Here is a 14,022-nt window from a genome sequence, read left to right on the forward strand (position 1 = left end):
ATTTCCATATTTGGATTACGAGACTCAAAATATTTTTCGTCAAATACCTTGATGGACTTGACAAATGGTAGAAAAAATGCACACGCTACATCGGCTGTGCATTTTCTAATTATTAGATGTCGGTTGCATTGGTTGCTGCATTTGGCTTTTCCTTGGGCTTACGCAAATGGAAAAATACAGTCACACCAAAATAGATAGCAAACAAGACAATATTGACAATATAGCCTCCCATCAAGGTTGCAGATGTTCCTTGGCGGGTCAATTCATCCGTGAAGATAGAGACTAAGCCCTTACCACCAATAAAGGCGTAGGTGTTAAATAACAAGGCTCCAAAGACATAACCGAGATAGGTAAAGGAGGCCTGCTCGTTCTTTTTCATGAAGAGGAAGACGATTGTTGCTACTACGGTCAACAGCAAAAGCGCTGCCAGAACCTTATTGATAAGATTTGTTTGGAAACCGATAGCCTCCTTGGTATAGATGAGGAAGTTTTCGTCTATACTTGGAGCACTTTGCACCAGTTGAAGCATGGCTTCCTCATTATAATGTGAGAAAAATGCATTGTAGACCCGCAAGAGACTTGCAATAGCTGATAGAGCTACAAAAATATAGAGATGAATTGGTCTTTTCATAAGAATACTCCTTTTTACATTATATTACACTCTTATATTTGTTTTGTCAATATAATTTTGATATAATAATCACAAAGAAGGGCTTTGAGATGAAAAAACTACCGACCTATGCAGGAATAGCGATTTTTGTAACAACTTTGCTGATAAACTGGCTTCTCCCAAGCGTCTCCAAGGTCCTGAACAGCCTACTGGCTCTTGCGGTTCTAGCCTGGCTGCTCTACCTGATTTATTACTGGGTCAGCTACTGGATCTATGTCCGTAAACAGAAGAAATAAGAACAATCTCCTCTAAGTTCGACCTAGAGGAGATGATTTTTATTTAGAGGCAATATTTTGGAAAAAATCAAATTGGCGGTAGGTCAGATTTTCCGGTAAGGTCAAATCCACATCGTCTTCCACATCTGCCACGGTTAATTCGACATCCAAGGGCAAATCCTTCAGTCTATAACGTCTGATTACGTGCCCCTCTGCACTGACAAAGTCCAGCAAGTAACCATTTACCCGAACTTGATACAACATCAACTTATCCGTTAAATTTTCAATGACCAGCATATCCATCTTTCTACGTCCGATCGTATATTCTGGAACTCTATAGTAGTGAAATTTTTTATCCATGTCCAATCTCCTTCATGTCAATGACCACATCTGCTTTTTCCCAGACAGCAGGGTTATGAGTCGCAATGACAATCACACGGTTGTCATTTTTTAGCCCTGTCAAGAGTTGCATGACCTCTTCTGAATTTTTGGGGTCGAGTGCCGCAGTCGGTTCATCGGCCAAAATCAGTGGTGGATTTTTTAAGATAAGCTTGGCCAAGGCAACCCTCTGGGCTTCACCTCCCGATAAGGTATAAACCTTTTGTTCTAAGTCTAAGTAGCCCAAGTTCACCTGCTCCAAAGCTTCATTTTGTAGTCGCTGCCGCTGCTCTTTTTTGACCTTCTGTCCGACAAATCCCAAGTCTAAATTGTCTCCGATTGATTGATTATCCAGGAGACCAATCGTTTGGAAGAGGTAGCCCATGTGATCTCGAAAGAACTGCTGGGAAGCTAGCTTCGACAAATCTTGACCCTGATAATCAATCCGTCCGCCGTCAGCTTTTTCCAACTTGGCCAGCATATTTAGCAAGGTAGTCTTTCCGCTACCGCTTTTTCCAATTAAAGCATAGACCTTGCCCCTTTCCAACGTCAGATGTAAGTTTGAAAAAATCTCCCGTTCTTCAAATCGCTTTTCCAATCCCTGAATTTCAATCATTTTATTGTCCTTTCAACACTGCTACGTTGGCAGTTTGTTCTTTCTTATCTTGTCTTCCCAGTATGACCAGGGCATTTAAGGTGAGCAAGCCTACAGTCAGACCGCTCATAACCACATCTCCTGTCAACCAAGTTGATACCAGCAAGCCCAGTACAAACACACCAGCTTGGCCTAGGAGGTAAGATCCATGAAGTTCATAGAAGGTCATTCCGGCCAAACGCTTGATAAACAGCTCTCGTCTGAATTGTTCAAAATAGAGCAAACTCATCGCATCAAAAAGCAAAACAGCCGTTGCCAGTGTCAATACTGTACCGATGAGAAGCGAATAAAACTCTGTTCGCTTGGTGTTCAAAACGCTGACAAAGGCCAACCGCTGATTCACCAAATAGGATACCCAGTTATAAACACCCTGCTCTTTCATGACTTCAATAGTCGCCTCATAGCCTACAAACTTCATCCCTAAATCCAGACTAGTTCCCCAGAACATATCCGAAACTGGTGTCGCACCTGTTGACTCAGGAGTCAAAACAACAATAATCGGGTCTGTCAGATATTGGGTCTGGCTCCGATCGCCATCATTGTAGAGAAACCGCTCTTGACCACTGTCTGTAAAGGCCAGACTTATCTTGGTAGCGAACATCTGTTGGCTGTTACTTTCTAGGCTTTGTCGGGAAAATGCCTCTAATTCTGTCTGGAACATATTTTGTACTTGCTCAGCTTGTTCTCGCAAGCTAGCTGGTAAAATCAAACCATACTCACCCAGGCTCAGATGATTCATTTCCTCCAAGAAGGCTTGGTCTACCATCACTCCCTGCTCTGTCAGATAGCGAGGAGATACGTAGATGACATTGCCACGAGGATTATAATCCGTCAGGCGATTGCCCTCAGGATCCACCTCGCCACCGAAGGCGTACTGGTCGACATTGCTTTTCACAAAGAGGGCTTCTGTCGTCTCTAGCTGTACTTTCGCAAACTCTCGCCACTTTTTATTCTGCTGGGCCACTTCCTCCTCGGTCATCATAGCAGAGCTGTAACTAAAAACAGATTTGTAATAATCATCTCTCAATGCCCATTCTTCCTGTGCCTGTTCAAGCAAGCGAATTTCCTGATAGCCCTGCAATAGACGGCTAGAGCTAAAACCTACTACCAAAATAGCCAGAAGTTGCCCAACCATCATCATAGCCAACATCCGTTTGAGAGGAAATTTTCCCTTGAGCAAATCAACCAAGCTATTTTGCCTCAACCCCAGGAAATACACTAGGCTAAGTAGGACAGAAATACTAGCAAGAGCCAGTGCATAGAGGAAAAGCCCCAGGAAAAAGACCTGCAAGATGGATAGTAAAAATCCAGCTTGAAGATAGAGAATAAGAGGTCCGATTATAGCCCCCACCGATGTAGCCATCACAATCTGACGAATATCCTCCCATAAAGGTCGAGCCACCACCTGTAAGAAACTTTCACCTGAAATCAGACGAATTCCTGCAAATCGTAAGGTCTTAATCCGATAGATTAAGGTGAGAGCCATGAAGGTCAAGAGAAAGACAAAGAAACTCAGCATGGCTACTTCTGAAACAACTGTGGATAGGAAGATGCTAAAGAGAGAATAGCCATGATGGACCATGCCACTGTAACCCAGTGATTCCAAGCTTTCTTTCAAGACTTGGTTGTCCAAATCTCCTGAAACAATCAGATAAGTACTAACCAAGTCGCTGGTTTCAGCACTTTCCTTGGAGGAAACGGTCAAACCTTCTGGAACCTGTCCGCTACCATAGATGGCGTAGGTAAAACTGGTTTCCCCAGAAGCATTAGGCTCGACAATCCGTCTAGCAATCACACTCTTATGTTCCTCTGCCAAGTCGGTCAAGACCTCTGTCACCTGGTCACGATTGGCTGTCTGTCTATTGGTATCTTTCCCGATGACATCCACTGCCTGATAAGAACCAAACTCTACAAGACTAACCTGACCAGCCAAAGAAATACCCAGGTAAATCGCTACCAATACAGTCGACACTAGAATAAATAAACGTTTCATCATCTCCTCCAAAGAATTGCTTGGAACTACAAGAGTAGTTCCAAGCAAAGTGTACTGTGTTAATAGTTATAATAGAAAGCTGCTTGCTCTCCAAGTTTTGTACTAATCCATGCACGAGAGGTCTGTCCTGCCTGTGCATACCCTTTACTTGAGGCTCCAGTCCATCGACTTACCACTGTTGAACTATGGTAGCGACTACCGTGGTAATAGTTTGAATAGGCACCACCATTTGCTGCTCCGTACGTCCAATCTCCTTCTATATCTTATCTGTTCTTCCCAAAAACACATAGGACAGACCAATAATAAGTCCAGTCCAGACTAGAATAACAGGAATTCCCATGTCCCATCTCAATGTATGGTTTTCAATGCTTTTTTGGAAGACACCTGTTGCAATTTCAAAACTTCTCATATAGGTCGTCGGGAGCAGATGGGCAATTTTGAAGAGGGGATTGAGCAGACTTGGTAGCCAGACCATCGAAAACAGGCTAACTGTGGACAAAAAGAGGGCTGTCATGCGATTCTTAGTCACCAAGCTAATCAGATAGACAAGACTACTAATGAAGACAAGGGAGAGAACTTGGAGAAGCAAGGTCGGCAGGAGGACAGAGCCAATACTAACAAAGGAAAGCTGGAAATGATTCAAACTATAAGAAAGTGTCGGATAGTGAAGACTTCCAAAACCAAATACCAAACCTGCCACTAAGAAAGACGTTAGAGAAACCAAGGCAAATAGCAAAAGAGAAAAAACAAAGCCAACTGCTAATTCCTGCACCATACGTTGTCCTCTAAACAGGGGCAACATCCGATACTTGTCCAATTTTCCAGCATAGGCACCTCCATAAACATTGGTCAAGACAAAAGCAATTCCGACAGGAAGGAGGGCAGGGAAGATGTAGGTAAACAAGGACGGGAGAAATTGAAAGGCTGTATGTGGGAAATGGGTATCCTCAAAAGGTAGGTCAATCTTAGAAAGAGCCGTATAATACACAATCTCCCTATCCAATGCCTCCAAAACATCCTTTTCAGGACTATGAGCTTCCAAGGAAGCCTTGGCAGACGACAGATAGTCTAGCTGACGGTCATAGACTTGGTCCCATTGACCAGCTGTAAAAGCCTTTAGAAACTCTTCATCCGAGGCAATAATTGCTTGCCCATCTTCTATACTTTTTGAAATATAAATATATTCCTCCGATTCTGGATCCAGACTCTCCAAACGAGCCTTATTTTCCTCGATAGCTTGGGCATTGGTCCGTTGATTCTGCCGAATTTGTGCCCCTAGATTATTGGCTTGTGAGGCCTGATAATTGAGGAACAAGGTTCCCAAACAAGCAAGCAACAATAGCACTAGAGGTACATAGGTCAACTTATTTTTTACTAATTGAGCAAACAGAAATTTCTTGTAGATCATCATTCTACCTCCTGCATGGTTTCATTGACCAGTTTCAAGGTCACATGGCAATATTCTTCAATGTCTTCTTTATAATGAGAGGTCAAAATAATCATTTTGTCTTCTTGGCAAAGTTGGTGCAAGGCTTTAAAGAACAGTTTTCGACTCGCTTCATCCAAACCATTGGTAATCTCGTCCATCAAGAGATAGGTCGCATCGCTGACCATATACATGGCAATCAAGACCCGCTGTTTCATCCCCAGTGAATACTGGCGAATAGGTAGGTGGATATACTCCTCCATTCCCCAATAGGAAATAACCGCATCAATGTCCACCGAAGACTGCCAAGTTTGTTTGACAAATCGTAAATAGTCCAGACCAGAAAGATTTCCCTCAAACCATTCGCTCGTTTCATAGTAAAACAAGTCCCTATTTGGATGACCAACAGTGCTAGACCAACTCGACCGACCAGCAAGTGGAGCCAGCAAACCTGCCACCGTTCTGAAAAATGTTGTCTTTCCAGAACCGTTGGTAGCTACAATGCCGTACAAGTTCCCCTTGTGGAATTGATAGGAAAAATTCGTCAAAACAGGATGCCGTGTCGCAATGGTCATGTTTTTAATCTCTAAAGTCATTATCCTCACCTCTCATAAAAAGTGCAGAGGCTGGGCTCAAGCCCAGCACCGCTTCTCAACGTTAGTGTCAACATCTCAGCGCAGTGGTTGATTGGCTTTAACAGTCCAGTGGACTGTTAAAGGTGGGAGATAAGATTTGCGAGGCAAATCTCAGCAGTTCGTGTTTTACACTCCAAATCTGACCACTACGACTGATGCGAACTTTGTTCGCTATATCTCCAACCTCCAACAGTCACTACTCTGACTGTTGGAGCTGTGCGGGGTGGGAATGAAACAGTCTGGGGATAGACTGTTTCAGCTCAACAACTTGAAATAAGGACTTGTTGACGAACTCTTCTATGAATGGTCGAGTTCTTTCCCACTCCCCTTAATTATGTGTCTAGTATATCCTCTTTCTCGAAAAACACCAATGACATTTATGTCATCGTAAAACCCATGATATACAAAAAAGACCTGAACATTTCGGTCTTTTACGCTGCTATATTTTGTATCAAAACAGAAACAATAGCAAACTCACTGTACTACTCTTCTTTCGCAAAAGGGAAAAATACAATCGCTCCCAGACATCCAACGACCAATTTCCAACTAGCCGCAAGCCACTCACCATCTAGTATTTTCAAAACAGACATCAGTAAGAAAACACAACTAGCCATAAATAAAACCCATTTTTTCATACCCATTCCTTTCATCTAAGCAAGTTTTAGTATGAGTATAGCCCCTTTCTCGAAAAACACCAATGACATTCATGTCACCGATAAATTATAGTTACAAATATTTTTTCAAATCTTCTTGCCATTGCTTTTCTAACATGGTTACCAAATGTGTATCTTCAATCATATCAGCAAATAGTTTTGCTTTTTGATAGAACCCTTCTGCCAAACTATACTTATTCTCCACAACAAGAGCATGTTTCCAATGCAACATAAGTAAAATAGGTTTCTTTTGAAAATCCTGTGTTTTCTCCATTATTTCTTGAAGACAAGCAATATAAAGGTCAAAAAATTCATAGGACTCCAGCATATCCAAACAAGCCAGACCTGAAAAAATAACATTACTCAGAAGAAATAATTGCTCTGGCTGAACAAGATTGACATGCTTTATTAAACGCGATAAGAACGATTGCAACTTGCCAATTTCTGATAACTGATTTTTCTTGTTTTTTATATGTGCAAATACACTGACGAAATACAGACTAATCAGTTCTAAATCCTTCAACGAAAAGACTTCTTTCTCCTCAAGTTCAGGTAAATACGTTTCTAATAAGGCTACCGCATATTCTGGATGTTGTGTGCGAATAACATCCAAAATCGCTCTTGACGTTTCAACCCACACCGTTTCCTCTGGTGGTAATTGTTCACAATACAGTTCTTCTATTTCATCAAGGTATTGTTCCTTTTTATCCAACACCTCCACCTTATTATATATCGGCTCCCGCAACAACTTGTACTTGAGTTCCAGATAGCCCTGTGGCAATTCCTTATAGTCTGGCATTAGGCTATAGGCTGGAATGCCTAAACGCTGGGCAATGTACTCTAACTTAGGTATAGAGGGCTGCGATTGACCACTTTCTATCCGAGCTAATTGCCGTACCGTCAACTCGGATTCATCTCCACAAAAATCTGGACGGCTCAGCCCCTTTTCTAGCCTCAGTTGCTCGATTTTTTGCCCTAAAGTCATGTCACCCCTCCTCCTACCAATATTTTTTCAAATCCTTCTGCCACTCCTCTGCTAATTTCTGTGCCAGATAGTCATTTCCAATGACCTGAGCAAACGATTTGGCTGACTGGTAGACTTTTTCAGCTTTTTCATAATCTTCCTCTAATTTCAAAGCCGCTTTCCATTCCAGCATAAACAAGAGAGGTTTCTTTTGATAATCTTGCGTCTCTTCCATTATTCCACGAAGACAATCAATATAGATAGGGGCATCGTCATAATATTCTATCAGTTCAAAGCAGGCAAGCCCTGAGATAATCGCATCTCTTAAATAAAAAGTATCTTCTAATCGAACAAATGTCTGACTGTTGGCTAGTTTTTTCATTAAATACGAGATAGATTCAAAGTTGTTTTGAACTCTACTGACTGTATTCTCTCCTATTGTTTGCTGGACAAAAAAGAGCCGAATAAGAATCAAGTCATTGACATCACACACTTTCTTTGCCATAAGAAGTGGTAAGTTTTCTGTCAATAGAGCTACTGCATAATCTGGTTGATTGGTCCGCACCATATCAACCATAGCCTGCATAGCCTCACAGATAAGCTGCTCAGTCTTAGGTAGTTCTTCAAAATAGGTATTATATATGGTTTCGATATACCCATCCTGTTTATCCAACACCTCGACCTTATTATATATCGGTTCCCGCAACAACTTGTACTTGAGTTCCAAATAACCTTGTGGTAGTTCCTTATAGTCTGGCATTAGGCTATAAGCTGGAATGCCTAAACGCTGGGCAATGTACTCTAACTTTGGAATAGAGGGCTGCGATTGACCACTTTCTATCCGAGCTAATTGCCGTACCGTCAACTCGGATTCATCTCCACAAAAATCGGGACGGTTAAGACCTTTTTCTAGCCTCAGTTGCTCAATTTTCTTTCCTAAATCCATATCAACCCTCCATTTCACATTTTCAATCCTTACCTATTACCTATATAGTATAACACAATGTGAAAACCTTTACAAAAAACACCAGCCTAAGCTGATGTTTCTGTGGTTTCTTATTCACTAGCTGTTACAAGAACATTCTCACGTCGGTAGGTGACGGTCAAGTCAAGCAAGTTGGCTTCTACTGCTGGTGTCAGCTGGTCTGCTGTCATTCGCCAAGTCCAGTTACCACCGAGGGTGTTTGGTAGGTTCATGCGGGCAGTCCCGTCCAATTCTAGCAAATCTTGCATGGTCACAATCGCCATAAAGGCTGGTGAGCCAAAGAGAAGACGGAAGAGGGCATGGTGGATACTTTCACCTACTGATCGATTGCTGTATTTGTCTAAGAACGCTCTGGATTCTGGGGTTGTTTCCCTTTCGTACCAACCGCTAATTGTATCGTTATCGTGGGTGCCTGTATAGGCAACAACATTATTGCGGTGGTTGTGCGGCATCTCAATGCTGTCACCCTCAGGGTCGAAGGCAAACTGCAAGACTTTCATGCCTGGGAAACCAGTCCAATCGCGTAATTGAATCACCTTATCTGTGACAGAGCCCAAATCTTCCGCGATGATATTCAAATCGCCCAGCTCGCGTTTTATGGTATCGAATAATTCAAAGCCCGGCGCCTCAACACGATAGCCGTTGACAGCCGTTTCTTCGCCCGCAGGAATTTCCCAGAAAGAGGCAAAGCCGATAAAGTGGTCGATACGTACCATATCGTAGATTTTAAAGGATTCGCGCAGACGAGCAACCCACCAAGTAAAACCATCTGCCTTCATGGCCTCCCAATCGTAAATCGGATTGCCCCAAAGCTGACCGATTTCTGAAAAGGCATCTGGTGGACAACCCGCAACTACGCTCGGTTTCCCTTCTTCGTCCGTCTTAAAGAAATGTGGATTGGCCCACATATCAGCAGAATCTGCCGCGATATAAATGGGCATATCCCCAACAAACTCAATCCCTTTGGCATTGGCGTAAGCCTTCAAAGCCTGCCACTGCTTAAAGAATAAATACTGGGTGATGCGGTGGTAATCGATGCGTTCCACCAAGAGATGACGGTAGTATTCCAAGGTATCATGATAGCGCAAACGCGCCCCCTGATCCTCCCAATCAATCCAGGACTTGTTGTCAAAATGCTCCTTGATAGCCATATATTCTGCAAAAGTATGGATCCAAAAATCATTTTCACCCAAGAAATTCCAATAGTCTTGTGGCAAACCAGCCTCTTTCATACTGGCAACAACCTGCTCCAAAATCGGACGGCGGGCAGTAAAAACTTTGGCATAATCTACTTCTTTTGCACTCTGACCAAAGTCAATACCCTGCACATCTTTCTCTGTCAACCAGCCCTCTTCAATCAGTAGGTCCAAGTCAATAAAGTGCGTATTCCCTGCAAAGGCTGAAAATGATTGATAGGGAGAATCACCGTAACTGGTGGTTCCCAATGGCAAAATCTGCCAGTAACGTTGCTTGGTTCGTACCAAAAAGTCTACAAATTCATAGGCTGATTTCCCCATGGAGCCGATGCCATAGGCACCTGGCAATGATGAAATGTGCATGAGTACTCCACTTTGTCTCACTTTCATATTTTTCTCCTTTATAATGAATGGTTATCTGCGTCAGGGCGCAAACGATTGCTTGCCATCTATTATACTATGTAAACGGTAACAAATCAAGTTCTTTCAAAAATTCCTATGAAAATTTGCTCAATAAATCACTAGCTTCGAACTCTAAAGAGTGATAATAAAAGACTTTTTCTGTGCTGAATTCATTAGCAGAAAAAAATTTTAAAAATTTTTATAAAAACGCTTGCAAACGTTTTTATAATGGTGTATAATTAATTCACGTTAGGAAATCGTTTGCACAAGCAAGCGATAACATCAAAACTTTATTCTTGGAGGGAATAATATGAAACTCAATTTGCTCAAGAGCGTTGCTCTTCTCGCTGCATCAACTGCTGTTTTGGCTGCTTGTTCAAATTCAAGCTCGTCAAGCTCATCTGATTCTGCTGAAGCAGGAAAAGAATTGACCATCTACGTTGAAGGTCAGTACGAAAGCTACATTAACGAAGCCAAAGCTGCCTTTGAAGAAGAAAATGGTGTAACCGTTACAGTTAAAACAGGTGATGCCCTCACAGGTCTTGACAACCTTTCATTGGACAACCAATCTGGTTCGGCTCCAGACGTCATGATGGCACCATACGACCGCGTAGGTAGCCTTGGTTCAGAAGGTCAATTGTCTGAGTTGACATTGGCTGACACTAGCAAGACAGACGATACGACTAAAGCACTTGTAAGCAACGGTGGTAAGGTTTACGGATCACCAGCTGTTATCGAGACATTGGTTCTTTACTATAACAAAGACCTCTTGTCAGAAGCTCCAAAAACCTTTGCGGATCTTGAAAAATTGGCAGAAGACAGCAAGTACGCTTTTGAAGGGGAAGATGGTAAAACAACTGCCTTCCTAGCTGACTGGACAAACTTCTACTACACTTACGGTTTGCTTGGCGGTTACGGCGGTTATGTATTTGGTGCTAACGGTACGGATCCAAAAGACATCGGTTTGGCTAACGACGGTGCTATCAAGGCGATTGAATACGCTAAAACTTGGTATGAAAAATGGCCTCAAGGTCTCCAAGACAGTTCAGCTGCTAATAACTTGATCAACACACAATTCACAGACGGTAAGGCAGCAGCAATCATCGAAGGTCCTTGGAAAGCAGCATCTTACAAAGACGCAGGCCTCAATTACGGTGTAGCAACTATCCCAACTCTTGCTGACGGCAAACAGTACACTGCATTCGGTGGTGGTAAAGCTTGGATCGTTCCTTCAGGTTCTAAAAACCCTGAATTGGCACAAAAACTCGTTGATTTCTTGACATCAACTGACCAACAAAAAGCCTTCTACGATGCAACCAACGAAATTCCTGCTAACACAGAAGCTCGTGAATACGCAGTTGGCAAAAACGATGAGTTGACTACAGCGGTTATCAACCAATTCGCATCAGCTCAACCAATGCCAAACATCTCAGAAATGAGCACAGTTTGGGAACCAGCTGCTAACATGCTCTTCGAAGCAGCAAGCGGTGCAAAAGACGCTAAAACAGCTGCAACTGACGCTGTGAAATTGATTGAAGATACAATCGCTCAAAAATACAGCAACTAATCAACCATAGAAGTAGGGCTGGGCAAGCGGCCTAGCCCCACTTTTTTGTTAGAAATAACCAGTAATGGTTGTTTCACAAAAGGACTGAAGCACTCGGTTCTTCTGTCAAATAACCATAACACCTAAGGAGACTATGATATGAAACAAAACCCAACCAAAGCCCTCCTGATGTCCCTCCTTCCTGGACTGGGACAGATTTACAACAAGCAGAAAGCCAAAGGCTACATCTTCCTGGGTGTAACTGCCGCTTTTCTAGTCTACTTCATTGCAATAGCAGGTGGAGAAATTGGAAACTTGATTACCCTTGGTAGCCAACGCGGCCGTGACAACTCCCTCTTCATGTTGATCCGTGGTTCCTTCCACCTCATCATTACAGTTGTCTATCTTGCTTTCTACGCCCTAAACCTAAAGGATGCCCACTCTACAGCCAAACGCTGGAATGCTGGTCTACCAGTAGCGACAAGCCTGCAGGACATGATCAAAGGCATCTATGAGAATGGTTTCCCCTATCTCTTGATTATTCCGTCTTACATTGCCATGACCTTTGCTATCATCTTCCCGGTTGTGGTGACTCTTTTCATCGCCTTTACCAACTACGACTTCCAACACCTGCCACCAGGTGCTCTTCTAGACTGGATTGGCTTTACCAACTTTAGCAATATTTGGAAACTCAGCACCTTCCGTGCCGCCTTCGGTTCTGTCCTTGGTTGGACCATTATCTGGGCTCTGGCAGCATCAACAGCACAGATTGTCATTGGTATCTTTACGGCTATCGTTGCCAACCAGCCATTTATCAAGGGCAAACGCATCTTCGGTGTTATCTTCTTGCTCCCTTGGGCAGTACCTGCCTTTGTGACTATCTTGACCTTCAGTAACATGTTCAACGATAGTGTCGGCGCTATCAACACTCAGGTCTTGCCTTTCCTCAGCAAATTCTTGCCATTTATCGATAATTTCCTGATTCCGTGGAAGACCGATCCGTTTTGGACAAAAGTAGCCCTGATCATGATGCAGGCCTGGCTTGGTTTCCCTTATATCTATGTCTTGACCTTGGGTATTTTGCAATCTATTCCAAACGATTTGTACGAGGCTGCCTACATTGATGGTGCAAGTGCCATTCAAAAATTCCGTAGCATTACCTTGCCAATGATCTTGGCAGTGGCTGCTCCTACTCTGATCAGTCAGTACACCTTCAACTTCAACAACTTCTCGATCATCTATCTCTTTAACAATGGTGGTCCTGGTAGTGTCGGTGGTGGTGCTGGTTCAACCGATATCTTGATTTCTTGGATTTACAAATTGACCACAGGTACAGCTCCACAATACTCAATGGCGGCTGCCGTAACCTTGATTATTTCCATGATTGTCATCAGTATTTCCATGATTGCCTTCAAGAAATTAAATGCTTTTGAAATGGAGGATGTATAAGATGAAAATGTCAGTAAGTTTCAAACGCAAACTAGGGCAAACCCTGACCTATCTCTATCTGATTGCCCTGTCTATTATTATCATCTATCCTCTCTTGATTACCATTATGTCTGCCTTTAAATCAGGGAACGTGGTAGCCTTCAAGTTAGAACCGATAGCACTTACCTTGGACAATTTCAAGGGACTCTTTACCGAAACTCTCTACGGTACCTGGTACCTCAACACGCTGATTATCGCGGTTTTGACAATGCTTATCCAAACCAGTATAGTGGTACTAGCGGGATACGCTTACAGTCGCTATAATTTCATCGCTCGTAAGCAGAGTTTGGTCTTCTTCCTGATTATTCAAATGGTGCCAACCATGGCCGCTCTGACAGCCTTCTTCGTTATGGCCCTCATGCTCAATGCACTCAACCAAAGCTGGTTCCTCATCTTCCTCTATGTTGGTGGTGGTATCCCGATGAACGCTTGGCTCATGAAAGGCTACTTCGATACAGTGCCAATCTCTCTGGATGAATCTGCAAAACTGGACGGTGCTGGTCACTTCAGACGTTTCTGGCAAATCGTTCTGCCATTGGTACGCCCAATGATTGCCGTACAAGCACTCTGGGCCTTCATGGGACCATTTGGAGATTACATCCTCTCCAAATTCTTGCTTCGTGAAAAAGAATTCTATACTGTTGCCGTTGGTCTGCAAACCTTCATCTCAGATGTGAAAAACCTCAAGGTTGCCTATTTTGCAGCAGGGGCTGTTCTCATCGCCCTCCCAATCAGTATTCTATTCTTCTTCCTACAAAAGAACTTTGTATCTGGTTTAACTAGCGGTGGTGATAAGGGGTAGTACCTTATCCCACC

At 43.0% G+C, this 14,022-nt stretch carries 14 protein-coding genes and 1 pseudogene; 4 read left to right on the top strand and 11 right to left on the bottom strand.

All coding sequences use genetic code 11. The annotated features are described in order from the left end of the window. Window positions 1-112 precede the first annotated feature (112 nt). The gene (locus ACHBGV_RS05490; protein WP_105110245.1) at window positions 113-631 is read right to left on the bottom strand and encodes a hypothetical protein; all 519 of its coding nucleotides are present in this window, start codon (window positions 629-631) and stop codon (window positions 113-115) included. A gap of 89 nt (window positions 632-720) precedes the next feature. Here ACHBGV_RS05490 and ACHBGV_RS05495 point away from each other — a divergent pair, with 89 nt between their 5' ends. Further along, window positions 721-906 carry a hypothetical protein gene (locus ACHBGV_RS05495; RefSeq protein WP_105110246.1) on the top strand — a complete coding sequence of 62 codons (186 nt, stop codon included), beginning with the start codon at window positions 721-723 and terminating at the stop codon, window positions 904-906. Between the two features lie 39 nt (window positions 907-945). Here ACHBGV_RS05495 and ACHBGV_RS05500 read toward each other — a convergent pair whose 3' ends face one another. From ACHBGV_RS05500 to malQ, 10 genes and pseudogenes are all read right to left on the bottom strand, one after another. Further along, entirely contained in the window at window positions 946-1,245 is a 300-nt protein-coding gene (locus tag ACHBGV_RS05500; RefSeq protein WP_105110247.1) for a hypothetical protein, read from the bottom strand. Then, on the bottom strand, window positions 1,238-1,879 hold the full coding sequence (locus ACHBGV_RS05505; protein WP_105110248.1) for an ABC transporter ATP-binding protein: 642 nt from the start codon (window positions 1,877-1,879) through the stop codon (window positions 1,238-1,240). Before ACHBGV_RS05505 ends, ACHBGV_RS05500 begins: the two co-directional genes overlap by 8 nt. A 1-nt stretch (window position 1,880) precedes the next feature. After that, window positions 1,881-3,911 carry a bacteriocin-associated integral membrane family protein gene (locus ACHBGV_RS05510; RefSeq protein WP_394735833.1) on the bottom strand — a complete coding sequence of 677 codons (2,031 nt, stop codon included), beginning with the start codon at window positions 3,909-3,911 and terminating at the stop codon, window positions 1,881-1,883. A gap of 59 nt (window positions 3,912-3,970) precedes the next feature. Then, window positions 3,971-4,165, bottom strand: a pseudogene (locus tag ACHBGV_RS05515) (lactococcin 972 family bacteriocin); the annotation flags it as partial. Between the two features lie 2 nt (window positions 4,166-4,167). Continuing rightward, complete coding sequence (locus ACHBGV_RS05520; protein WP_394735834.1) at window positions 4,168-5,319, bottom strand: hypothetical protein; 1,152 nt, start codon at window positions 5,317-5,319, stop codon at window positions 4,168-4,170. Beyond that, entirely contained in the window at window positions 5,319-5,933 is a 615-nt protein-coding gene (locus ACHBGV_RS05525; RefSeq protein ID WP_394735835.1) for an ATP-binding cassette domain-containing protein, read from the bottom strand. Before ACHBGV_RS05525 ends, ACHBGV_RS05520 begins: the two co-directional genes overlap by 1 nt. A 521-nt stretch (window positions 5,934-6,454) precedes the next feature. Further along, complete coding sequence (locus ACHBGV_RS05530; RefSeq protein ID WP_161943822.1) at window positions 6,455-6,607, bottom strand: hypothetical protein; 153 nt, start codon at window positions 6,605-6,607, stop codon at window positions 6,455-6,457. A gap of 91 nt (window positions 6,608-6,698) precedes the next feature. Next, window positions 6,699-7,610, bottom strand: a complete 912-nt coding sequence (locus ACHBGV_RS05535; protein WP_257103910.1) for an XRE family transcriptional regulator — start codon at window positions 7,608-7,610, stop codon at window positions 6,699-6,701. A gap of 13 nt (window positions 7,611-7,623) precedes the next feature. Further along, window positions 7,624-8,535: an XRE family transcriptional regulator gene (locus ACHBGV_RS05540; protein WP_394735836.1), complete on the bottom strand. Its 912-nt coding sequence runs from the start codon at window positions 8,533-8,535 to the stop codon at window positions 7,624-7,626. Window positions 8,536-8,645: 110 nt separating this feature from the next. Beyond that, window positions 8,646-10,160, bottom strand: coding sequence for a 4-alpha-glucanotransferase (gene malQ, locus ACHBGV_RS05545; RefSeq protein WP_394735837.1), 1,515 nt, complete (start codon window positions 10,158-10,160; stop codon window positions 8,646-8,648). Between the two features lie 322 nt (window positions 10,161-10,482). Between malQ and ACHBGV_RS05550 the strand changes: the two genes are divergently transcribed. The 3 genes from ACHBGV_RS05550 (at window position 10,483) to ACHBGV_RS05560 (ending at window position 14,008) form a co-directional block, all read left to right on the top strand. Then, complete coding sequence (locus ACHBGV_RS05550) at window positions 10,483-11,739, top strand: extracellular solute-binding protein (protein WP_105110255.1); 1,257 nt, start codon at window positions 10,483-10,485, stop codon at window positions 11,737-11,739. 138 nt (window positions 11,740-11,877) lie between these two features. Continuing rightward, entirely contained in the window at window positions 11,878-13,167 is a 1,290-nt protein-coding gene (locus tag ACHBGV_RS05555; RefSeq protein WP_105122414.1) for a sugar ABC transporter permease, read from the top strand. A 1-nt stretch (window position 13,168) separates the two neighbouring features. Then, the gene (locus tag ACHBGV_RS05560) at window positions 13,169-14,008 is read left to right on the top strand and encodes a sugar ABC transporter permease (protein WP_105110256.1); all 840 of its coding nucleotides are present in this window, start codon (window positions 13,169-13,171) and stop codon (window positions 14,006-14,008) included. The last annotated feature ends 14 nt before the right edge of the window (window positions 14,009-14,022 follow it).

Source organism: Streptococcus sp. A34, assembly GCF_043674115.1.
GTDB classification, from domain to species: Bacteria; Bacillota; Bacilli; order Lactobacillales; family Streptococcaceae; genus Streptococcus; species Streptococcus suis_V.